Genomic DNA, 19,996 nt, shown 5'->3' with positions numbered 1-19,996 from the left:
GCGCGCAGCAGGTGCACCTCTTGCGGGCGGGTGGCGTGCGGGGGTTCCATGTCGGGAGCGCGGTCCGCCCCGGCGGCTGGCAGTCCTCTGTGCACGCGCGACCTCCGCCGGGCCCATGCACGGGCCGGATGCAATTTCACCGGGACCGGAACACGTTTACCCGGCACCGGAAAGACATCGACGGAACTCGTTTTCTCCCGCAGATTCGTCGCGATTTCCGCAGTTCGATCAGGACTTGACGAGGTCCACCCAGGTGCGCACCGATTCGGCGTCCACAGAGGACTGCCAGCCGCCGGGGCGGACCGCGCTCCCGACATGGAACCCCCGCACGCCACCCGCCCGCAAGAGGTGCACCTGCTGCGCGCGCAGGCCGCCGCCGACCAGCAGCGCCGGTCCGCTGTCGCGCTGCGCGAGCCGCTGCAGCACGGAAAGCCCACTGGCTACCCCGTTCGGGTGCCCGGCCGCGAGCACCGTGTCACACCCCAGCTCGGCCAGCTGGTCGTACGCGCGCAACGGATCCCGCGTGCGGTCGATGGCGCGGTGGAACGTCCACGGCAGGCCGTCGACCTCCTTGATGAGCGCTTCGCAGGCGTCCAGGTCGATCTCGCTGTCGATGTTGAGGAACCCGAAGACGAATTCGCGCGCGCCCGCGTCGATCAGCCGGGCGGTGTCGGCGCGCAGCCCCTCGAGGTCGCCGACGGCGAAGGAGCCGTTGTCCCGCAGCATGACCCGCACCGGGAGGTCGGTCGCCGAAAGCACGTCACGCAGGGTTTCCACCGTCGGCGTCAGGCCGTCCTGCGCCATGTCCGTCACCAGTTCGAGGCGGTCGGCCCCGCCCGCCTGCGCGCCTTCGGCGTCCGCCGCGTCCAGCGCGATCACTTCCAGCAGGGGCGTCTTCGAGCTCATGCCTCATCCGTTCACTGGTTCCGGGTGTCTTCTCCCCTCGCGTGCCGCCCTCGCCGGAAGCCGCCTTGAAGGCTCGTCATCCGCTCGCGTACCGCTTCCGGGGAAAGAGAGAGTATCGGCCGCTGCTCCGGCACCGCTCCCGGGCTCGCCGCCGAATCGGCGGCCTGCAGGAACGGCCAGGTGTCTTCGGCACCGTCCTCCTGCTCCAGCTGCGCCGGTGTCGGCCACGCGTAGTCGGGATCGATCGCGGCCGGCGGCGCGACGGGCGGGAACTGCGGGTCGGTGTCCTCGTCGTCCGGGTTCGGACCGGCGCTTTCCCGGGAAGGCGGCGGGGGTGGCGGCGGGGCCGCGGCCAGCGCGTGCCGCGGCTCGGGCCGGCCGGGCCGCGGTTCCTCCGCCACCGGACGCGGTTCCGCCGGCGGCCGGGGTGCCTCGGGTGGTGCCGCGGAAGCGTCGAACCAGCGCGACAGGACGTCCCGGTAGGCCGGCATCCGCTCGGTCGGGGCGTCGAGGTCCAGGTGCGAGTCGTCGTCCGCGGTCGGCCACTCCGGGCCGTGGTCGCGGGCCACCACCGGGGCCCGGCGCGGCGGGCCCGCCTCGATCGACGGCGGCGACAGCTCTTCCGGCTCCGGCTCCGGTTCGGGTTCCGGCTGTGTGAGCGGAGCCAGCGGCGCCAGCAGCTCCGGCTCGGGGGCCGCGGCCGGCTCGGCGGGCGGCGGCGGACCCGGCACCGGCGGCAGCTCGACGATCAGCGCGGTCGGCACCAGCACGGTCGCGATCAGCCCGCCGTCGTGACCCGAGCTCAGGCTGACGTCGATGTGGTGGCGCTTGGCCAGCGTCGCGACCACGTACAGGCCCATCCGGCGCGAAACCTCGACGTCGACGTCCGGCGGGTTCGCCAGCCGCAGGTTGGTGCGGTCGATCTCGGCCTGCGGCATGCCGGCACCGTGGTCGATGATCTCGATCTGCCAGTCGCCGTCGTGGGTTTCGGCGCTCGCGACGGTGACCGTCGTCTTGGTGCCGGAGTAGCGCGTCGCGTTCTCCAGCAGCTCCGAGACGACGTGCACGAGGTCGTTGACGGCCTCCCCGCGCACGGCCACCTGCGGCGCCGGACCGAGCTCGATGCGCTGGTAGTGCTCGACCTCCGAGAGCGCGGCGCCGATGATCTCGTCCGCCGAGACGGCGCCCGCGTCCTCGCGCGCCGAGTCCTGGCCGGACAGGACCAGCAGGTTCTCGCTGTTGCGCCGCATCCGCGTCGCGAGGTGGTCGAGCTCGAAGAGCCCGGCGAGGGTGTCCGGGTCCTGCTCGTCGGCCTCCATCCGGTCGAGCACCGTCAGCTGCCGCTCGACGAGGTCCTGGCTGCGCTGCGAAAGGTTGACGAACATCGCGTTGACGTTCTCGCGCAGCATCGCCTGTTCGCCGGCCAGCCGGACGGCTTCGCCGTGCACCGCGTCGAACGCGCGCGCCACCTGGCCGAGCTCTTCGCGCGTGAACACCGGGACCGGCGCGACGGCGAGCCGCTTCCGCAGGTTCTCCGGCGCGGGCTCGGGGTCCGTGAGCAGGTTCTGCACGGCCGCGGGCAGCCGGTGCTCGGCGACCTCGAGGGCGGTCCGGCGCAGGATCCGCAAGGGGCGCAACAGGGACCGCGCGATGACGACCGACAGCACCCCCGCGACGAGCAGGACGCCGAGCACGACGCCGCCGTCCCAGATCGCGGCCGTGCGCGCCTGCGCCGCCAGGGCGTCCGTGCGTTGCTGCAACTGGACCAGCAGTGCTTGCTGCACCTGGTGGGCGAGGTTCACCGTGTGCGTCGCCGAGACGTCCCACTGGTTCGCGTCGAGGCCGTTGAGGTTCTGGCCGTTCTCGGTGCGGGTGAGCGCGGACTCGACCATGTCGTTGCCGATGTCGACGACCAGGCCGATCACCGTGTCGTCGAACATCCGCTGCTGCTCGGGCGTCGCGAAGGTGCGGTAGTCGTTGCGCGCGGCGGCGAGCTCGGCTTCGGCGCCGAGCAGCGCGCGCGTGCGGTCGCGGTTGAGGCTGCCCGCCGCGAGCGCCTCGGCCAGCACCGCGCGCTTGACCGACATCTGGTCCTTGATCCGGGCCAGCGCGTTGCCGGCCAGGCGCAGCCGCGCGAGCTCCGGGTCCGAGACGTCGGCGGCGGCCGAGTCGCTGATGTCGAGCAGGCCCGAGATCAGCTCGCTGTAGGAGCGCAGCACGGCGTCGGCGGGGAACGCCGAGTGCTCCGCGGAGAAGCGGAGGCCGCCGAGGACGCGCAACCTGTCATCGGTCTGTTGCAGGCTTTCCGCCGCTTTGGCGTCGAGCCGGGGTTTACTGTCGGCGAGGGTCCGTTCGAACGTGCCGATCGCCTGGTCGACGCGTTTGCGCTGACCGGCGAGGTCGGCGGTGTCGCCCCGGCGGTCCTGGGCGACGAACCGGACGGTGAGGTCGCGCTCGCGCTGCAGCTCGTGCAGGGCTTCGGCGACCGTGCTGTCGACGCGGCCGCGGGTGGCGAACTCCGCGAGCTGCCGGGCGTCCCGCAGGTCCGAGCTGATGCGCAGGCCGACGAGGGCGATCACCGCGAGCGCGGGGATGAGGAGGACGGCGAAGAGCTTCGTGCCGAGACGCCAGTTCCGGAGCCGCCACCGGCCACCGGCCGGACGTGGATCCGCCGCGTCGCCCTTGGGGGGACGCTGATCGCGACGGGTCACCTGGTTTCCTTTTCCGCCGCGGGCGGGAACCCGCGGATCCGACGACACTCGAACCTACTGAACGGTAGCCCGCTCGATGGAGATCCGAAAGCCGCGCTGGCGCGATACGGCCCTGCCCGCGATCGTATGGGGCGCGGACCATACGATCCAGCACGAGAACCAGATTCTCGCGGTAGGTGAAGGTTCATGATCAGACGCGGACGGATGATTCCGCTGGTGGCGGCGCTTCTGGCGGCCGCCGGGTGCAGCGTGTTCTCTTCCGGCGCGACCTCCGCCCCGCCCCCTCTGGAACGCGGCACCCTGCGCGTCGGTGTGGGCAACGCCATCGACACGGCCCCGCTGCGGATCGCCGTCGCGGCCGGGAAGTTCGGCGCCGTGGGGCTGAACGTGCAGCTCGTCGAACTCGGCGGCGAAGACGGGCTGGCCAAGCTGGCCGCGGGCGACCTCGACGTCACGTTCGCCACCGACATCGCGCTGTTCCGCGCCGCGGCCGGCGGGACGGCCCTGCAACTGCAGGGCGAGGCCTACACGTCGGGCCCCAACACGATGGCGCTGGTCACCCTGCCCGGCTCGGACTACGTCGTGCCGACGTCGAAGAAGTCGCCCGAGATCGCGGTGAACACCCTCGACGACATCGGCGCGCTGGCCGCCCGCTCGGTGCTCGGGACGGCCGGCGTCGACGTGGCGAAGATCAAGCTGAAGCAAGTGGCGTTCGACGCGATGCCGCAGTCCCTGCAGTCGGGCGACGTCGACGCGGCCCTGATGATCGAGCCGTACATCACCCGCGCCGAGAAGGACCTCGGCGCCCACATCCTCGCCGACGGCGCCCGCGGCGCGACGCTCGACTTCCCGATGTCGGCGTACGCGTCGGCCAAGCCGTTCGCCCAGGCCAACCCGCGGACACTGGCGGCGTTCCGCACGGCGTTGGGCGCGGCCCAGCAGAGCGCGACCGACCCGGCCATCATCCGCGACTCGCTGCCGAAGTTCTCGGACATCGACACGACGACGGCGGCGTTGATCTCGCTGGGTTCGTACCCGGCTTCGCTGAACGGGATCCGGTTGCAGCGTGTCGCGGACCTGATGCACAACTCGGGCCAGCTCGCGGACCGCCTCGACGTCCAAAGCCTGCTTCCCGACCAGAACAGCTACTGACTTCAGGCTGACCCCGAGCGCCCCAAGGCCACATTGGTTGCGTTCAACGCACCGAAGGGCCCCTTGGGTGCGTTGAACGCACCGAAGGCCACATTGGGGCGCTTCGGGCACCTTCCGGGTTATTGACTGTCACCAAACTCGCACTTGGTCTACTTTTGCACTCAGTCTACTTGAGGAGTGCACCATGACCGACGTCCTGATCGCCGGAGCCGGCCCGACCGGCCTGATGACCGCCGCCGAACTCGCCCTGGCCAGGGTCGACGTGACCGTCCTCGAACGCCGGGACGGCCCAGGCCTCCCCCGGCCCGTCGGCGTCCAGCCCCGCACCGCCGAACTCCTGGACCTGCGCGGCCTGGACACCCGCCCGGAGCTCGACGGTCCCAGCGGGCACTTCGCCGGCCTGCCCGTCCCGCTCGACCACAGCGTCTGGCACACCCGCCACCCGCGGGTCCTCAACCGCACCCAGGACGACGTCGAGGCGATGCTGGCCGAGCACGCCGTCAAGCACGGCGCCGTCATCGAGCGCGGCCACGACGTGACCACGATCGACGTCGACGACGACGGCGTCACCGTCGACGGGCGCCGGGCCCGCTGGCTCGTGGCCTGCGACGGCGCGCACAGCACCGTCCGCCGGCTGCTCGGAGTGCCCTTCCCCGGCCGCACCGAGACCTACGTCGCCACGCTCGCGCACGTCCGGCTCGATGCCGCGTCCGAGCTCGTCCCGGCCCGCGCCGCGCACTTCAGCCAGGTGACGCGGCAGGCGAACGGCTACTGGTCGATGCTCACCCCGCTCGGCGACGGCGCCCACCGGTTCGTCTTCGGCTCCACGACCGCCCAGCCGGGCCGCGACGCACCGGTGTCGGACAGCGAAGTGACCGAAGCACTGACAGCCCTGTACGGCGCCGAGACGCGCTTGGGCGAGGTGTACGGCGCTTCGCGCTTCAACGACGCGACGCGGCAGCTGGAGCGCTACCGGCACGGCCGTGTCCTCTTCGCCGGCGATGCCGCGCACATCCACCCGCCGCTCGGCGGCCAGGGGCTCAACCTCGGCGTCCAGGACGCGGTGAACCTCGGCTGGAAGCTGGCCGCGACGGTCCGCGGCACCGCACCGGAGGGCCTGCTCGACACCTACCACGACGAACGCCACCCGGCCGCCGCGCGCGTCCTGCGGCACACCGCGGCGCAGCGCGTCTTCACGGCGCCGGATCGCGACGAGAACGTCGAGGCACTGCGCGAGATCGTCGTCGACCTGATGCGGACGCCGGACGGCAACCGCTACTTCAGCGGGCTGCTGTCCGGGCTCGCACTGGACTACCCCGGCGCGCACCGCGTCCCCGACCTCGACCTGACGACGGCGGACGGCCCGACGCGGCTTTCGGCGCTGCTGCACGACGGCCGCGGGCTGCTCCTCGACCTCGGCGACCACTCGACGCCGGCCGGCTTCCGCGGGCAGGTCGCCGTCGTCCGCGCGGCCACTGCCGACGCCGGCTACCGCGGCCGGCTCCTGCTGGTCCGGCCGGACGGCTACGCCGCCGACCCCGCGGACCTGGCCCGGTGGTTCGGCTAGATCTCCTCGCCCGGCGGCGCCAGGCACACCGTGCGCGACGGCGGGCCCGCGTAGGTCAGCACCTTGTCGGCCCCGTCGCAGTCTTCTTCGCGCCCGAAGCCGGTCAGGATGCGCACGCGGTCCTGCACCTCCGGGTCGGTACAGCTCACCTTGGCGATCGCCGTCTTGTCGTCGACGCCGCGCAGGCAGTCGCCGGACCGGACGTTGAGGGCCAGGCACAGCGTCCGTCCGGTGCCGGAGTCGAGCCGGAACCGCACGTAGTCGCCGGGAGCGCACGTGGCGGCCCCGCGATAGGTGTCTTCGACCTTGTACGTCGCGCTGCGCGAGCTGCAGCTGACGCTGTGGTAGGCGATCCCGGCGCCGCTCTCGCTCGTCAAGTACAGGCAGTCGCCGTCGGAGAGCGGGCCGCTGCGGTCGGCCCAGTAGATGGTCAGCGCGCCCAGCGAGCCCAGGCCCAGCGCCAGGAGGACGCACACGGCGAGCGTGATCTTCACCTTCGTCGTGAACCAGTGCGGGGTGCCCGGCTGACCGGGCACCGCCGGCATCGGCGCGGACGGCGTCGCGTGGTCCGGCGACCGGAACGGGTTGTCGTCGAACGGTGGTGTGGTCAACGTGCCCTCCAGTGATCCCCTCGGCAAATCGTCCCACCGGCGACCCGCGACGGGGGCGGGCCGGAGCGAGCCACGTATAACAGTAGTTGTGACTGATGGCCCGCTGATCGTCCAGTCCGACAAGACCGTGCTCCTGGAGGTCGACCACCCCCAGGCCGGTGACGCGCGCGTCGCGATCGCCCCCTTCGCCGAGCTCGAACGCGCGCCGGAGCACGTCCACACCTACCGGATCACGCCGCTGGCCTTGTGGAACGCGCGCGCCGCGGGTCACGACGCCGAGCAGGTCGTCGACGCGCTGACGACGTATTCGCGCTTCCCGGTGCCGCAGCCGCTGCTGATCGACGTCGTCGACGTGATGGGCCGGTTCGGCCGGCTGCAGATCGCCAACCACCCGGCGCACGGCCTCGTCATGTCGACCACCGACCGCGCGGTGCTGACCGAGGTTTCGCGGAACAAGAAGATCAGCCCGATGCTCGGCGCCCGGATCGACGAGGACACGGTCCTCGTGCACCCGTCGGAGCGCGGGCGGCTGAAGCAGGCGCTGCTGAAGGTCGGCTGGCCGGCCGAGGACCTCGCCGGGTACGTCGACGGCGAAGCGCACCCGATCGCGCTCGACGAGCAGGACTGGCACCTGCGCGACTACCAGCGGATGGCCGCGGAGGCGTTCTGGGCGGGCGGTTCCGGCGTCGTCGTGCTGCCGTGCGGGGCCGGGAAGACGCTGGTCGGCGCGGCGGCGATGGCGCAGGCGCAGGCCACGACGCTGATCCTGGTGACGAACACCGTCGCCGGCCGGCAGTGGAAGCGCGAGCTGATCGCCCGGACGTCGCTGACCGAGGAGGAGATCGGCGAGTACTCCGGGGAGAAGAAGGAGATCCGGCCGGTCACCATCGCGACCTACCAGGTGATCACGCGCAAGACCAAGGGCGAGTACCGGCACCTGGAGCTGTTCGACTCCCGCGACTGGGGCCTGGTCGTCTACGACGAGGTGCACCTGCTGCCGGCGCCGGTGTTCCGGATGACCGCGGACCTGCAGTCCCGGCGGCGGCTCGGCCTGACCGCGACGCTGGTGCGCGAGGACGGCCGCGAAGGCGACGTCTTCTCGCTGATCGGGCCGAAGCGCTACGACGTGCCGTGGCGCGACATCGAGGCGCAGGGCTGGATCGCGCCGGCGGAGTGCACCGAGGTCCGCGTGACGCTGACCGACGCGGAGCGGCTGGAGTACGCCACGGCCGAGGCCGACGAGCGGTACAAGCTGGCGGCGACGGCACTGACGAAGACCCCGGTGATCAAGTCCATCGTGGCGAAGCACGCCGGCGAGCCGACGCTGGTGATCGGCGCGTACCTCGACCAGCTGGAGATGCTCGGCGACGAGCTCGACGCGCCGGTGATCCAGGGCGCGACCCGCAACAAGGAGCGCGAAGAGCTCTTCGACAAGTTCCGCCGCGGCGAGATCAAGACGCTGGTGGTGTCGAAGGTCGCGAACTTCTCGATCGACCTGCCGGAGGCGTCGGTGGCGATCCAGATCTCGGGGACGTTCGGCTCGCGGCAGGAGGAGGCCCAGCGGCTCGGGCGGCTGCTGCGTCCGAAGGGCGACGGGCGGCAGGCGCACTTCTACTCGATCGTCTCGCGCGACACGGTCGACACGGAGTACGCGGCGCACCGGCAGCGGTTCCTCGCGGAGCAGGGGTACGCGTACCACATCGTCGACGCGGACGACCTGCTCCGGCCGCTCTGACGGGGCTTTTCTGTCGGACCCCGTCGCTAGGCTCCGCCGCATGACCTCTGGGGATGCCGGATTCGGCGAAATCGCGAGAGCCATGGCGGAAGCACTGCGCGCGAGCGCCGGTACTGCGCCGTCGGGTGCCACGCTGCAGTTGCGGCACACCGGCGGCGCCGTGTCGTGCTGCGCTTGGAGCGACGCGCGGGAGCACCTGTCCGTGGACTACGTGCCGATCACCGAGCTCCTGTGGGACCGCCCGCCGTCGGCGCTGGAAGTACGGCTGGACGCGGGCGGCTACACGTTCACCGCGCGGCCGGACGTCGCGACGGTGTCGCCCGGCCGGCTCGTGTTCGACGCGGAGTTCCGCTACCCCGGGCACCCGCGGCCCGGCCTGCCCCAGCCCGCGGGCACCGAGCCGGCCGCGGCGCCGACCGACCGGGCCGTGCTCGCCGAAGTCACCCGCCTGACCGGCGAGTTCGCCGAGCTGTACGCCGGGATCATGGGCGACCCGCCGCCGTGGCCGCCCGGCCGGACCGAGGCGGACCTGGCCGCCGCCGAGTCCCGGATCGGCGTGCGGCTGCCGGAGGACCTGCGCGCGCTGTACCTGATCGCGGACGGCGACCCGCGGGAGAGCGGCCTCCTCGGTCCCTATTCCCACGACCCCCTCGCCAGGCTCGTCGACCGCTATCTGGACGGCGAACCCGGGTCGTACGGCTGGGAAGACGAGCCGGACGACACCGGCGTGGTGTTCGAGACGGCGCCCTTCGGCCACGTGAAGCGCTTGTCCCGCAACGACTGGTGGGTCACCTTCGGCAGCGACTGCGCGGGGAACTACCTGCTGGCCGACCTCGACCCCGCCGAGCGTGGGCGCGCGGGCCAGGTCCTCGAATACGGCCGGGACATCTACGGCCCCTTGCGGTACGTGTCGGCATCGATCACCGCCATGCTCACCGAGGTCGTCGAGGCGCTGCGGGCCGGCAAGTACGAAGACGAGGGCGACTACTTGATCCCGGAAACAGGGCTGCGCGACGAACCGGCGCGGTCGTACTCCGAGGTGATCTCGAACGCGGCCGACGTGGACCTGCCCGCGCACCTGGCCGGGCTGCCCGGGCGTGAGCTGGTCCAGGAGGCCTACCTCAACGACGCCCGCGACGTCGACCTCACGGTGTTCGAGCCCCTGCAGTCACTGCGCTCGCTGAGCGTGAACCGTGCGGACGTGGTCACCCCGGCGATCGGCGGGCTCGGGGCGCTGGAGTCGTTGCGGATCACCGCGCACCGGGTCGAACCGGCCGCGCTCGCCGGGCATCCGGTGTTGTGGGACCTCGAACTGGAGGACGTCGGCGTCCCGCTCGACCTCACGGTGTTGCGCACGCTGCCGCGCCTGACCCGGCTGAGCCTGGCGGGGTCGGCGGTGCCGGACTGGGGGCCGGTCTGCGAGCTGCCGGCTCTGCGGGTGCTGAAGCTGGACCCGGGCCAGGTCCGCGGCCTGCTCGCCGCGGGCCATCCGCTGCCGCGGCTGGCGGCGTTGTTCGTCACCGGCAAGACGACGCTACGGGAGATGAGCGAGCTGCGCACGGCCTTCGGCGACGGCGACCCGGTGACGGTGACCGAGATCGCCGGCGTGCTGACGTGACTCCTTCGGCCTAGCGAATCGTCACAGGAACAACTTCCGCCACAGGCGTCTCGCACCTGCCCCTGACCTGCGGATATACAGATTCACTCGAACAGATGAGCGGGCAGATCGCTGGAAATTGTCGGACCCTCGAACTACTGTTCGACATGCACCAGCCGAACACAAGTTCGAGGGGACGTCCATGACGATCGCACCGCTCCGCCCCGGTACGCCCGCACCGCCGGTCCAGACCCTGCCACCGGGGTCGTGGCACGGCCGGCTGTGGGTGTCCGACCTGCCGCTGACCCGGCCCGAGCGCTACCTCGGCTGCGTGGCCGAGTTCGAGCGGTCGGGGTTGTGGCCGGTGCTGATCCCCCACGACCAGCGTTTCGCGGCAAACGGCGAGGACTGGATCGACGACCGCGGCCGCCTCGCCCCGGCGGGCCACCGTGTCCCCTCGGCGGACGCGGCGGGAGCCCTGGCCCGCTGGTGGGACGGCTCCTGCTGCGACGGAGCGTGCCTCCGCCCGTTCGGCCAGCGCTTCCCGGGTCTGGCCAAGCGCAGCCCCCGCCGGTCCGACCCGCTGGCGGAGGCGGGCAACACGGGTTCGATCCTGTCGTCCCGCACCCCGCACCGGCTGGGCCTGGTCCAGACCGAGCGCCCGGCCGACATCCCGGCCCTGCTGGGCTGGACGGGCATGATCAAGTGCACGGACCAGGTGGCCGAGCTGTCAGCGGTATTGCGCAGCTGGGAAGACCGCTTCGGCGCAACGCTGGTGGTGCTGGGATTCGACACGCTGGAGCTGTCGGTATCGGCACCGCCAAGGAACCAGGCGCGGGCATTGACGGTGGCGGCGGAGCACCGAGCATTCAGCTTGCCGACGTTCGCAGGGCAGCCGGGCAACTTGCGCGAGTACGCATCGGGGCTGGTGCAGTCAAGGCTGTGGCGGTTCTCCTGGGCATGAGCCCAGGGCGGCGTGCACCGGAGGCTGCGGGGCGCCCGGGCGGAGCAGAGCGCGGGCCCCGGGCCGGGCCCGCAGGGCAGCTGGGGCCAGCAGGAGCGCGGGCCGCGGGAACCGGCCAGGAGGCCGGGGGCAGAGGGCGGGGCCCGGGAGCCGGAGGCCGGAGGGGCCGGGGAGAAGCCAGAGTCCGGTGGCGCGGGGCCGAGGGAAGCCGAAGACGACCGGGGTCCGACGACCCAGAGAAAGAGCTGGGTGGTCATCCCGTCGCCTGAGGCCGTCAAATCACTTTGAGCCAGGCCCGCAACCCACGCACCCAAGGCAAGCCGAGAGCGCAACCTTGCGGGCCTGGCTCAAAGTGATAGGCCTCAGTCAGGCGACGGGATGACCACCCAGCGGCCCCACCGCAAAAGGTGAGACCACAGCGATGCCCAAGGCCATCCCAGAGCCTGCCCGTCCGGCGAGGACAGTCTTTTCCGCCGCGGCAGCGCTCTCAACCGCAACCACGGCAGCTCTCACAACCGCGATCTCCCCAACCAAAGGCCCCCATGAGCAAACGCCTGAAAGGCCCCCTAAGACGACCGTCCACAAGATCAGGTCACCCGTCCCACCCCCCAGCCCACCTGTCCAAAACACACCATGTTTGGCCCCCCAGCCGAACGGGAATCACCCACCGCGGAAAGGCGGTGAGAACGATCGCCGAAATCCGGATCGGCACCTCAGGGTGGCGCTACCCGCCATGGCGCGGGGTCTTCTACCCACCCGGACTCGCGCAGCGGCGCGAGCTCGAGTACCTCTCACGCCGGATGAACGCGGTCGAAATCAACGGCTCCTTCTACTCACTGCAGCGACCGGAGCGCTACCGCGCCTGGTTCGACGAGACCCCGTCCGACTTCCTCTTCGCGGTGAAGGGCGGCCGCTTCATCACGCACATGAAGCAGCTCCGCGACGTCGAAACAGCACTGGCGAACTTCTACGCCTCCGGCGTCCTGGCCCTCGGCGCGAAGCTGGGCCCGTTCCTCTGGCAGCTCCCACCGAGGCTGACGTTCGACCCGGACCGGCTCACGAGCTTCTTCAACCTGCTGCCCCGCACCACGACCGCCGCGGCCGAGCTCGCGATGAAGCACGACGACAAGCTGAAGGGAACTCCCCACCTCGAAGCCGGGCCGCGAAAGCCGCTCCGGCACGCGCTCGAAGTCCGGCACCCCAGCTTCGCCGAGCCCGCGGCGAAGGAACTACTCCGGAAAAACGGGATCGCCCTCGTCGTCGCCGACACCGCGGGCAAGTGGCCGTTCCTCGAAGACCAGACCGCGGACTTCGCCTACGTCCGCCTCCACGGCGACGAGGAGCTGTACGTCAGCGGCTACTCGGACCGGGCCCTGCACGAGTGGGCCGACAAGATCCGGACCTGGCACGACGGCGGCAAGCGTGACGTCCACGTCTACTTCGACAACGACGTCAAGGTCGAGGCACCTCGCAACGCCGAGGCCCTCGCCGAGCTGCTCGGCATCTCCCCACCGGACAAGACAGTGCCGAACAAGACAGTGAGTGGACAGTGAGCGCCATCGGCTTGAGTGGACACGCGGGCCGGACCGGCTTGCGTGCTGTCGCTGGGGGTCGGCACGCGGGCGGTCCGCCACGCACCCCCTAGCGCGTCAGCTCCCCGCCCCCACCAGCGCCGCCAGCTTCGCGCGCACGTCGTCCGCGTCCGGGTGACCCAGCTCCGTCAGCAGCCGCACCGACCGGACCCAGCACTCGCGGGCCAGCGCCCGGTCCCCGTACCGCAGGTGGATCGTCCCCAGCTGGGCCAGCACGTCCGCTGCCTCGTACGGCTCGCCCATCTCGAAGAACATCGAGACCGAGTCGCGGATGCACGCGATCCCCTCGGTCACCCGGCCCAGGCCCACCAGCGCCAGCCCGCGCGTGTGCTGGGTGAACCGCGTGTCCACCGGCTCGCCGTCCGGGCCGAGCACCGCCAGCGCCGCGTCGGCCAGCCGCAACGCCTGGTCGTGGTCGCCCATCGACGTGCAGATGTCGCCCAGTGCCCGCAGCACACTCGCCTCGAACGCCCCCAAACCCAGCTCGCGGACGATCTCCAGCGCCTGCATGCCGTGTTCGTACGCCCAGGTGCAGTCGTCGAGGTTGTGCGCCGCCATCGCGAGGTTGTACTGCGCCCGCGCCTCGCCCTCCCGCGCGCCGAGCTCGCGCTGGATCGCCAGCACCTGCTCCAGGAACCGCCGCGACTCGTCATACTGCCGCGCGACGCCGTTGACCACGCCGAGCCCGCTGAGGATGCCCGCCTCCCCCGGGCGATGACCGCTCGCCCGCGCCGCTTCGAGCGCCACCTCGAACACCGAGCGCCACTCGTCGAGCCGCGAGCGCGTCACGAAGTAGCTTTGCAGCAGCCAAGCCAGCTTCCAGCAGACGTCGTCACGCCGGTGCCGCGTCAGGTGGACCGCGGCGATCAGGTTGCCGGCTTCTTCGCCGAACCACGCCGAAGCCTCGTGGTACGACGAGAACGTCAGGCCACCGTCGAGGTCGTCGAGGTCCAGCAGCCGGTAGTAGCGCTCCGGCCGCATCCGCCGTGACGCGCTCAGCGCCGACGCCAGGTACCAGTCCAGCAGCCGGTCCAAAGCGGCGTCGCGCTGCGAAGCCGAGTCGACCTGCGAAGCGACTTCGCCGGCGTACGCCCGGATGAGGTCGTGGAACTGGTAGCGGCCCGGCCGCGGCTGGGCGAGCAGGTGCGCGGCGGCCAGGGTTTCCAGCAGGGGCCGCGTCTTCGTGACATCCAGTCCGGCGACCGCGGCCGCCGCCGGCGCGGTGAAGTCGACGCCGGTGGTCAGCCCGAGCAGCCGCAGCAACCGCGCCGCCGGCGGCTCCAATGCCTGGTACGAATAGGAAAACACCGAGCGGATGTTCGTTTCTTCGCCGTCGGCGAGGTCGAACGAGCCGAGCAGGTCGGCCTGGAGCGAGCCGACGAACTCGTCGAGCGCGAGGTCCGGGAACTGCGCCGCCCGCACGGCGAGGATCCGGATCGCCAGCGGCAGCCCGCCGCAGTGGCGCACGAACCGCTCGGCCGCGGCGGGATCGCGGGCCACCCGGTCGAAGCCGATCGTCGACGCGAGCAGCTCGACGGCGTCCTCCTCGCCGAGTTCCTCCAGCGCGATCCGCCGCGCGCCGTGCGTCGCGACCAGCGCGCGCAGCTGCCAGCGGCTCGTGATCAGGACCAGGCAGCCCGGCCCGGGCAGCAGCGGGCGCACCTGCTCGGTGCGGTTGGCGTTGTCGAGCAGCACCAGCAGCCGGCGCCCCGCGGTGTGCGTCCGCCAGCTCGCCGCGCGGCCGTCGAGGTCGCCCGGGATCGCCTCGCACGGCACGCCGAGCGCGGTCAGCATCGCCTCCAGCGCTGCCGACGGCTCGACCGGCTCGCCGGGCCCGTAACCGCGCAGGTTGAGGTAGACCTGCCCGCCGGGGAACCGGCCGGCGATCTCGTGCGCGAAGTGCACGGCCAGGGTCGTCTTGCCGATGCCGCCCATGCCCTCGACGGACGCGATCGGCGTCGAGGTACCGGCGTCGATCGCCTCCGGCAGCAGCGCGTGCAACGCCTTGAGGTCGGTCTCGCGCCCGGAGAAGGCCCGAAGGTCGGCGGGCAGCTGGTGCGGCACCTGCGGCTCGACGCCGAGCCGGTACCGCGCCAGGCGGGACGAATCTTCGTCGTCCGCGCCGGTGAGGATCGCCTGGCGGGTGCGCTGCAGCGACGGCCCCGGGTCGAGCCCGAGCTCCTCGGCCAGCACGTCGCTGATCCGGCGGTGGACGTCGAGGGCTTCGGCTTGGCGCCCCGAGCGGTACAGCGCGACCATCAGCTGCTCGTGCAACCGTTCCCGCAGTGGGTTTTCCCTGGTCAGCCTGGCCAGCTCGGGGATGACGGTGCCGTACTCGCCGACGTCGAGCAGGGCGTCCGCCCACTGCTCGCGGACACGCAGCCGTTCTTCGGCCAGCTGACCGGCCTCGTCGCGGTGCAGCGCGTCCGACTCGACGTTCAGCAGCGCCGGGCCGCGCCACTGCCCGAGCGCCTCGGCGAAGTGCGCGGCCGCCCGGCGGCTTTCGCCGCGGTCCAGCGCGGCCTTGCCCCGGCCCGCGAGGGCGCGAAACCGGGAGAGGTCCAGCAGGCCGTCTTCGACCTCGATCAGGTAGCCGCCGCTCTCGGTGCGGATCGCGACCTGGTCGCCGAGGGCCCGGCGCAGGCGCAGCACGTACGTCTGGAGCGCGCCCTTGGACCGGCGGCGGTCGTCGTCCCAGAGCCAGCGGCCGAGCTCGTCGACCGGCACGACCCGGTTCGCGCGCAGCAAAAGCCCGGCCAGGACGATCAGCGGCCGGCTGCCCCCGAGCGGCACCGGGTGGCCGTCTGCCGTGACCTCGGCCGGACCCAGCACGCGGAAGTCGAGGACCACGGAGTCATTCTGTCCGGAAACGCGCTGTTCGGCACCCGTTCGCCGAAGTCCGGGATGGCATGATCGACGGCGATGAAGGTCTACGCGATCCCCCTGCGCAACCGGTTCCGCGGCATCACGGTCCGGGAAGGCGTCCTGCTGCCGGGCCCCGCGGGCTGGGGCGAGTTCTGCCCGTTCGCCGACTATTCGGACGCGGAAAGCGTTCCCTGGCTGCACGCGGCGCTGGAAGCGAGCGAGACGGGCTGGCCGGCGCCGGTCCGCGACCGGGTCGAGGTGAACACGACGGTGCCGGTCGTCGGCCCGGAGAAGGCGTACGAACTGGTCCGCGCGTCCGGCTGCCGGACGGCGAAGGTGAAGGTGGCGGACCCGCGGTCGACGGTGGCGCAGGACTGCGAGCGGGTGGCGGCGGTCCGCGACGCGCTCGGACCGTCCGGCGCGGTGCGCATCGACGCGAACATGGCCTGGGACGTCGACACGGCGGTCCGCGCGATCACGGACCTCGACCGGGCGGCGGGCGGCTTGGAGTACGCCGAGCAGCCGTGCCCGACGATCGAGGACCTGGCGGCGGTCCGCCGCCGCGTGCCGGTCCGCATCGCGGCCGACGAGTCGATCCGCCGGGCCGAGGACCCGCTGAAGGTGGCGGTCGCGGGGGCGGCGGACATCGCGGTGCTGAAGGTGGCCCCGCTCGGCGGCGTCCGCCGGGCCCTGGAGGTCGCGGAGGCGTGCGGGCTGCCGTGCGTGGTGTCGTCGGCGGTGGAGACGAGCGTCGGCCTGGCGGCGGGCCTGGCGTTGGCGGGCGCGCTGCCCGAGCTGGAATTCGCTTGTGGACTGGGGACGATTTCGTTGCTGGAAGGCGACGTCTGCGCGTCCTCACTGTCTCCTGTGGACGGATACCTGCCGGTGCCGCGTCAGGCACCGGAACCCACGGACGCGTACCCGGCCCCGCCCGAGGTCGAAGCGGCGTGGCGGGATCGCCTGGCCCGGGTCCGCGTCCTGTCCTGAGTGATCTCCCCGAGGGCAACATCAGGGTCCGGGTCCGGGCCGTTCCCGATGTGGACGGGGGCCGCCGGAAGCGAACATTGAGCCATGACGAACAGCGTGTACACCCCGGAAACCACCAAGAAGCTCCGCCGCAGCACCAGCGACAAGATGCTCACCGGCGTCTGCGGTGGCTGGGCCACCTACCTCGGCATCGACGCCAGCGTTCTCCGCATCGGCATGGTCGCCGCCGTGTTCCTCTCCGTCGGCATCGCGATCCCGGTCTACGTCGCCGCCGCCATCCTGACTCCGGAAGAGGGCTCCTGACCGGGGCGGGCGCCGGTTCGCAGGGGGAACCGGTGCCCGCCGGGGGTGTGTTCCGATGAGCGGCTCGGGCGCCAGGGGACGTCCGGGCCGTTCGGCCGAGCACGGTAGGCCGAGCGGCGCAAAAGGCCCGCGCGAATCCCGTTCGAGGGGTTAGGGTTCGCGCTCGTGGATCAAGGAAGCAGAACGGCCGCGAAGGTCGTCGTCGGGATCCTCGGCGGGTTGTACCTGATCGCCGGGCTGGGGCTGACCGCTTTCTCCGCCCTCGTCGTGCTCGGCTTCGACGACGCCGGCGGCTTCAGCGCCACCAGGACCGTGCTGTACGCCGCCGCCGGGTTCGCGATCTGGGTCCTGCTCACCGGGATCGGCGCCATCGTCGTCGCGCTGGAGGCCGACGAAGCGAGCACCGCCTGGCTCGGGGGCCTCGGCGTGCTCGCGCTCGGCGTCGTCGTCCTCGGCGCGTATGCCGTGTGGTTCTTCACCAAGCCATAGCCCAAAGAAAAAGCCCGGCCCGCCGAAGCGGACCGGGCTTTCCCTGCGTGGATCAGAAGTCCATGCCACCCATGCCACCGGACGGGTCGGCGGGAGCGGCCGAAGCCTTCTCCGGCTTGTCCGCCACGACGGCCTCGGTGGTCAGGAACAGCGCCGCGATGGACGCGGCGTTCTGCAGCGCGGAGCGGGTGACCTTCGTCGGGTCCGGCACGCCGGCGGCGAGCAGGTCCTCGTAGACACCCGTGGCGGCGTTCAGGCCGTGACCCTGCGGCAGGCCCTTGACCTTCTCCACCACGACGCCGCCCTCGAGGCCGGCGTTGATCGCGATCTGCTTGAGCGGGGCCTCGACGGCCACCTTGACGATGTTGGCACCAGTGGCCTCGTCGCCCTCGAGCTTCAGGCCCGCGAAGGCAGCCTCGGCGGCCTGGATGAGAGCGACGCCACCACCGGCGACGATGCCCTCTTCGACGGCGGCCTTGGCGTTGCGCACCGCGTCCTCGATGCGGTGCTTGCGCTCCTTGAGCTCGACCTCGGTCGCGGCGCCGGCCTTGATGACGGCCACGCCGCCGGCCAGCTTCGCGAGCCGCTCCTGCAGCTTCTCGCGGTCGTAGTCCGAGTCCGAGTTGTCGATCTCGGCGCGGATCTGGTTGACGCGACCCTGGATCTGGTCGGCGTCGCCCGCACCCTCGACGATGGTCGTCTCGTCCTTGGTGATGACGGCCTTGCGGGCCTTGCCCAGCAGGGACAGGTCCGCGTTCTCCAGCTTGAGGCCGACGTCCTCGGAGATGACCTGGCCACCGGTCAGGATCGCGATGTCCTGCAGGATCGCCTTGCGGCGGTCACCGAAGCCCGGCGCCTTGACGGCGACGGACTTGAAGGTGCCGCGCATCTTGTTGACGATGAGGGTGGCCAGGGCCTCGCCCTCGACGTCCTCGGCGATGATCAGCAGCGGCTTGCCGGACTGGATGACCTTCTCCAGCAGCGGCAGCACGTCCTTGACGGTGGAGATCTTGGAGCCGAAGAGCAGGACGTAGGGGTCCTCCAGCTCGGCTTCCTGACGCTCCGGGTCGGTGACGAAGTAACCCGAGATGTAGCCCTTGTCGAAGCGCATGCCCTCGGTGAGCTCGAGCTCGAGGCCGAAGGTGTTGCTCTCCTCGACGGTGACGACGCCTTCCTTGCCGACCTTGTCCAGCGCCTCGGCGATCAGCTCGCCGATGGTGCGGTCAGCGGCCGAGATCGAGGCGGTAGCAGCGATCTGCTCCTTGGTCTCGATCTGGACGGCGGCCTTGTGGAGCTGCTCGGTGATGGCCTCGACGGCCGCCTCGATGCCGCGCTTCAGGCTGATCGGGTCGGCTCCGGCCGCGACGTTGCGCAGGCCTTCCTTGACCAGGGCCTGAGCGAGCACGGTGGCGGTGGTGGTGCCGTCACCCGCGACGTCGTCGGTCTTCTTGGCAACTTCCTTGACGAGCTCGGCCCCGATCTTCTCCCACGGGTCTTCGAGCTCGATCTCCTTGGCGATGGAGACGCCGTCGTTGGTGATGGTCGGCGCGCCCCACTTCTTTTCGAGCACGACGTTCCGGCCCCGCGGGCCGAGGGTCACCTTGACGGCTTCGGCGAGGATGTTCAAGCCACGCTCGAGACCGCGGCGGGCGTCCTCGTCGAACGCGATCAGTTTGGCCATTGCGGTGTGGTCCTCCGGTATTGGGCGCCTCCGCCGCGCTGCGCTGTCGAAATCACAGCACTGCAGCGGCGGCAGCAGGACTCTTTCCTCGGCCAGGCTCGGTGCCCGCGACGGACGACTGGACCCGGGTGGGGGCCAGCCTCACCGTCCCGACCTTCAAGCACGCGGCCGGTGGCCGCGCACCTGGCACTCAACGGCGTCGAGTGCCAAGTCCGTGTTTAGCACTCTGCGGGGGAGAGTGCAAGAAGCCCAGCTCAGCGGGGCACGATCTCGCGACCCTCGAGACGTCATGAACGGCCCTTTCACCTCGTCGGACGAGGTGAACGAGTCCTTGAGTTTTAACGTGTGGTGGTCTTCGTGCCTCGCCGGCTGTTCTTGCGGTGGGTCGGATACCGGGTCCGGGGTGGCCGGGTGGAACCAACAGGACGTCCGGGACCAGGCCGGGTGGGTTTCGGTGGGTTGGCCGGGGTGCCGGTCAGTCCACGAACCCGCCGAAAATCCCGCCGGACCCGCCGCGGTGACATCACCCCGCCCGGCTGCGGTTTCTCCCACGGCAACCGCAGATCCCGGACATACCCGCGGGCGAGCCGCAGCCGGGTGTAGGCAACCAGCACCAACCAACCCCACCGCACCGCCGTATCCGGAAGCATCGGCGCCGGCGTAGTCCACCCCAGATCCTGCTTGAGGAACCGGAACGTGTGCTCCAGATCGAACCGCCGCTGATAAGCAGCGAACACCGTAACCAGGTCCAGCTCCGTGGGCCCCGCATGCCACAACCACATCGGCCCACCCGGGGCCCCACCGCCGGGCAGCCGCTGAATCTCCACCCGGACCAC

At 71.4% G+C, this 19,996-nt stretch carries 14 protein-coding genes and 1 pseudogene; 10 read left to right on the top strand and 5 right to left on the bottom strand.

Annotated features, from left to right (window positions below; translation table 11 throughout):
• Positions 1 to 98 (top strand): annotated as a pseudogene (locus tag AB0M83_RS45135) (copper homeostasis protein CutC); the annotation flags it as partial.
• A gap of 130 nt (positions 99 to 228) precedes the next feature.
• Here AB0M83_RS45135 and AB0M83_RS45130 read toward each other — a convergent pair.
• The gene (locus tag AB0M83_RS45130) at positions 229 to 906 is read right to left on the bottom strand and encodes a copper homeostasis protein CutC (protein ID WP_364527785.1); all 678 of its coding nucleotides are present in this window, start codon (positions 904 to 906) and stop codon (positions 229 to 231) included.
• Positions 907 to 917: 11 nt separating this feature from the next.
• Complete coding sequence (locus tag AB0M83_RS45125; RefSeq protein WP_364527783.1) at positions 918 to 3,617, bottom strand: nitrate- and nitrite sensing domain-containing protein; 2,700 nt, start codon at positions 3,615 to 3,617, stop codon at positions 918 to 920.
• A gap of 186 nt (positions 3,618 to 3,803) precedes the next feature.
• Here AB0M83_RS45125 and AB0M83_RS45120 point away from each other — a divergent pair, with 186 nt between their 5' ends.
• Entirely contained in the window at positions 3,804 to 4,769 is a 966-nt protein-coding gene (locus tag AB0M83_RS45120; protein WP_364527781.1) for an ABC transporter substrate-binding protein, read from the top strand.
• A gap of 184 nt (positions 4,770 to 4,953) precedes the next feature.
• Complete coding sequence (locus tag AB0M83_RS45115; protein ID WP_364527779.1) at positions 4,954 to 6,336, top strand: FAD-dependent oxidoreductase; 1,383 nt, start codon at positions 4,954 to 4,956, stop codon at positions 6,334 to 6,336.
• Here the strand turns inward: AB0M83_RS45115 and AB0M83_RS45110 are convergent.
• Positions 6,333 to 6,947, bottom strand: a complete 615-nt coding sequence (locus AB0M83_RS45110) for a hypothetical protein (RefSeq protein ID WP_364527776.1) — start codon at positions 6,945 to 6,947, stop codon at positions 6,333 to 6,335. The two genes, AB0M83_RS45115 and AB0M83_RS45110, sit on opposite strands and share 4 nt — an antisense overlap.
• Positions 6,948 to 7,035: 88 nt before the next feature.
• On the opposite strand from AB0M83_RS45110, the gene AB0M83_RS45105 reads away from it, so the two are divergent.
• The 4 genes from AB0M83_RS45105 (at position 7,036) to AB0M83_RS45090 (ending at position 12,796) form a co-directional block, all read left to right on the top strand.
• Complete coding sequence (locus tag AB0M83_RS45105; protein WP_364527773.1) at positions 7,036 to 8,682, top strand: DNA repair helicase XPB; 1,647 nt, start codon at positions 7,036 to 7,038, stop codon at positions 8,680 to 8,682.
• Positions 8,683 to 8,722: 40 nt separating this feature from the next.
• Positions 8,723 to 10,300: an SMI1/KNR4 family protein gene (locus tag AB0M83_RS45100; RefSeq protein WP_364527770.1), complete on the top strand. Its 1,578-nt coding sequence runs from the start codon at positions 8,723 to 8,725 to the stop codon at positions 10,298 to 10,300.
• 181 nt (positions 10,301 to 10,481) lie between these two features.
• The gene (locus tag AB0M83_RS45095; RefSeq protein ID WP_364527767.1) at positions 10,482 to 11,243 is read left to right on the top strand and encodes a DUF4253 domain-containing protein; all 762 of its coding nucleotides are present in this window, start codon (positions 10,482 to 10,484) and stop codon (positions 11,241 to 11,243) included.
• Positions 11,244 to 11,923: 680 nt separating this feature from the next.
• Complete coding sequence (locus AB0M83_RS45090; RefSeq protein WP_364527764.1) at positions 11,924 to 12,796, top strand: DUF72 domain-containing protein; 873 nt, start codon at positions 11,924 to 11,926, stop codon at positions 12,794 to 12,796.
• Positions 12,797 to 12,892: 96 nt separating this feature from the next.
• Here AB0M83_RS45090 and AB0M83_RS45085 read toward each other — a convergent pair whose 3' ends face one another.
• Positions 12,893 to 15,685 carry a BTAD domain-containing putative transcriptional regulator gene (locus AB0M83_RS45085; protein ID WP_364527761.1) on the bottom strand — a complete coding sequence of 931 codons (2,793 nt, stop codon included), beginning with the start codon at positions 15,683 to 15,685 and terminating at the stop codon, positions 12,893 to 12,895.
• Between the two features lie 72 nt (positions 15,686 to 15,757).
• On the opposite strand from AB0M83_RS45085, the gene AB0M83_RS45080 reads away from it, so the two are divergent.
• The 3 genes from AB0M83_RS45080 (at position 15,758) to AB0M83_RS45070 (ending at position 17,479) form a co-directional block, all read left to right on the top strand.
• Complete coding sequence (locus tag AB0M83_RS45080) at positions 15,758 to 16,687, top strand: o-succinylbenzoate synthase (protein WP_364527758.1); 930 nt, start codon at positions 15,758 to 15,760, stop codon at positions 16,685 to 16,687.
• 84 nt (positions 16,688 to 16,771) lie between these two features.
• On the top strand, positions 16,772 to 16,990 hold the full coding sequence (locus tag AB0M83_RS45075) for a PspC domain-containing protein (RefSeq protein WP_364527755.1): 219 nt from the start codon (positions 16,772 to 16,774) through the stop codon (positions 16,988 to 16,990).
• Positions 16,991 to 17,155: 165 nt separating this feature from the next.
• On the top strand, positions 17,156 to 17,479 hold the full coding sequence (locus AB0M83_RS45070) for a hypothetical protein (RefSeq protein ID WP_364527753.1): 324 nt from the start codon (positions 17,156 to 17,158) through the stop codon (positions 17,477 to 17,479).
• Positions 17,480 to 17,531: 52 nt separating this feature from the next.
• On the opposite strand, the gene groL is transcribed toward AB0M83_RS45070, so the two are convergent.
• Positions 17,532 to 19,160, bottom strand: a complete 1,629-nt coding sequence (groL, locus tag AB0M83_RS45065) for a chaperonin GroEL (RefSeq protein WP_364527750.1) — start codon at positions 19,158 to 19,160, stop codon at positions 17,532 to 17,534.
• Positions 19,161 to 19,996: the final 836 nt, after the last annotated feature.

Source organism: Amycolatopsis sp. NPDC051106 (assembly GCF_040682775.1).
Classification (GTDB): Bacteria; Actinomycetota; Actinomycetes; order Mycobacteriales; family Pseudonocardiaceae; genus Amycolatopsis.
The sequence above is the reverse complement of the archived record's forward strand: the minus strand, read 5'-3'. Positions and strand labels throughout refer to the sequence as shown.

Excerpts from the sequence above, each read along its gene's own strand:
- AB0M83_RS45075 (WP_364527755.1), top strand. The coding sequence starts at position 16,772 with ATGACGAACAGCGTGTACACCCCGGAAACCACCAAGAAGCTCCGCCGC.
- AB0M83_RS45115 (WP_364527779.1), top strand. The coding sequence starts at position 4,954 with ATGACCGACGTCCTGATCGCCGGAGCCGGCCCGACCGGCCTGATGACC.
- AB0M83_RS45095 (WP_364527767.1), top strand. The coding sequence starts at position 10,482 with ATGACGATCGCACCGCTCCGCCCCGGTACGCCCGCACCGCCGGTCCAG.
- AB0M83_RS45080 (WP_364527758.1), top strand. The coding sequence starts at position 15,758 with ATGAAGGTCTACGCGATCCCCCTGCGCAACCGGTTCCGCGGCATCACG.
- AB0M83_RS45120 (WP_364527781.1), top strand. The coding sequence starts at position 3,804 with ATGATCAGACGCGGACGGATGATTCCGCTGGTGGCGGCGCTTCTGGCG.
- AB0M83_RS45100 (WP_364527770.1), top strand. The coding sequence starts at position 8,723 with ATGACCTCTGGGGATGCCGGATTCGGCGAAATCGCGAGAGCCATGGCG.
- AB0M83_RS45130 (WP_364527785.1), bottom strand. The coding sequence starts at position 906 with ATGAGCTCGAAGACGCCCCTGCTGGAAGTGATCGCGCTGGACGCGGCG.
- groL (WP_364527750.1), bottom strand. The coding sequence starts at position 19,160 with ATGGCCAAACTGATCGCGTTCGACGAGGACGCCCGCCGCGGTCTCGAG.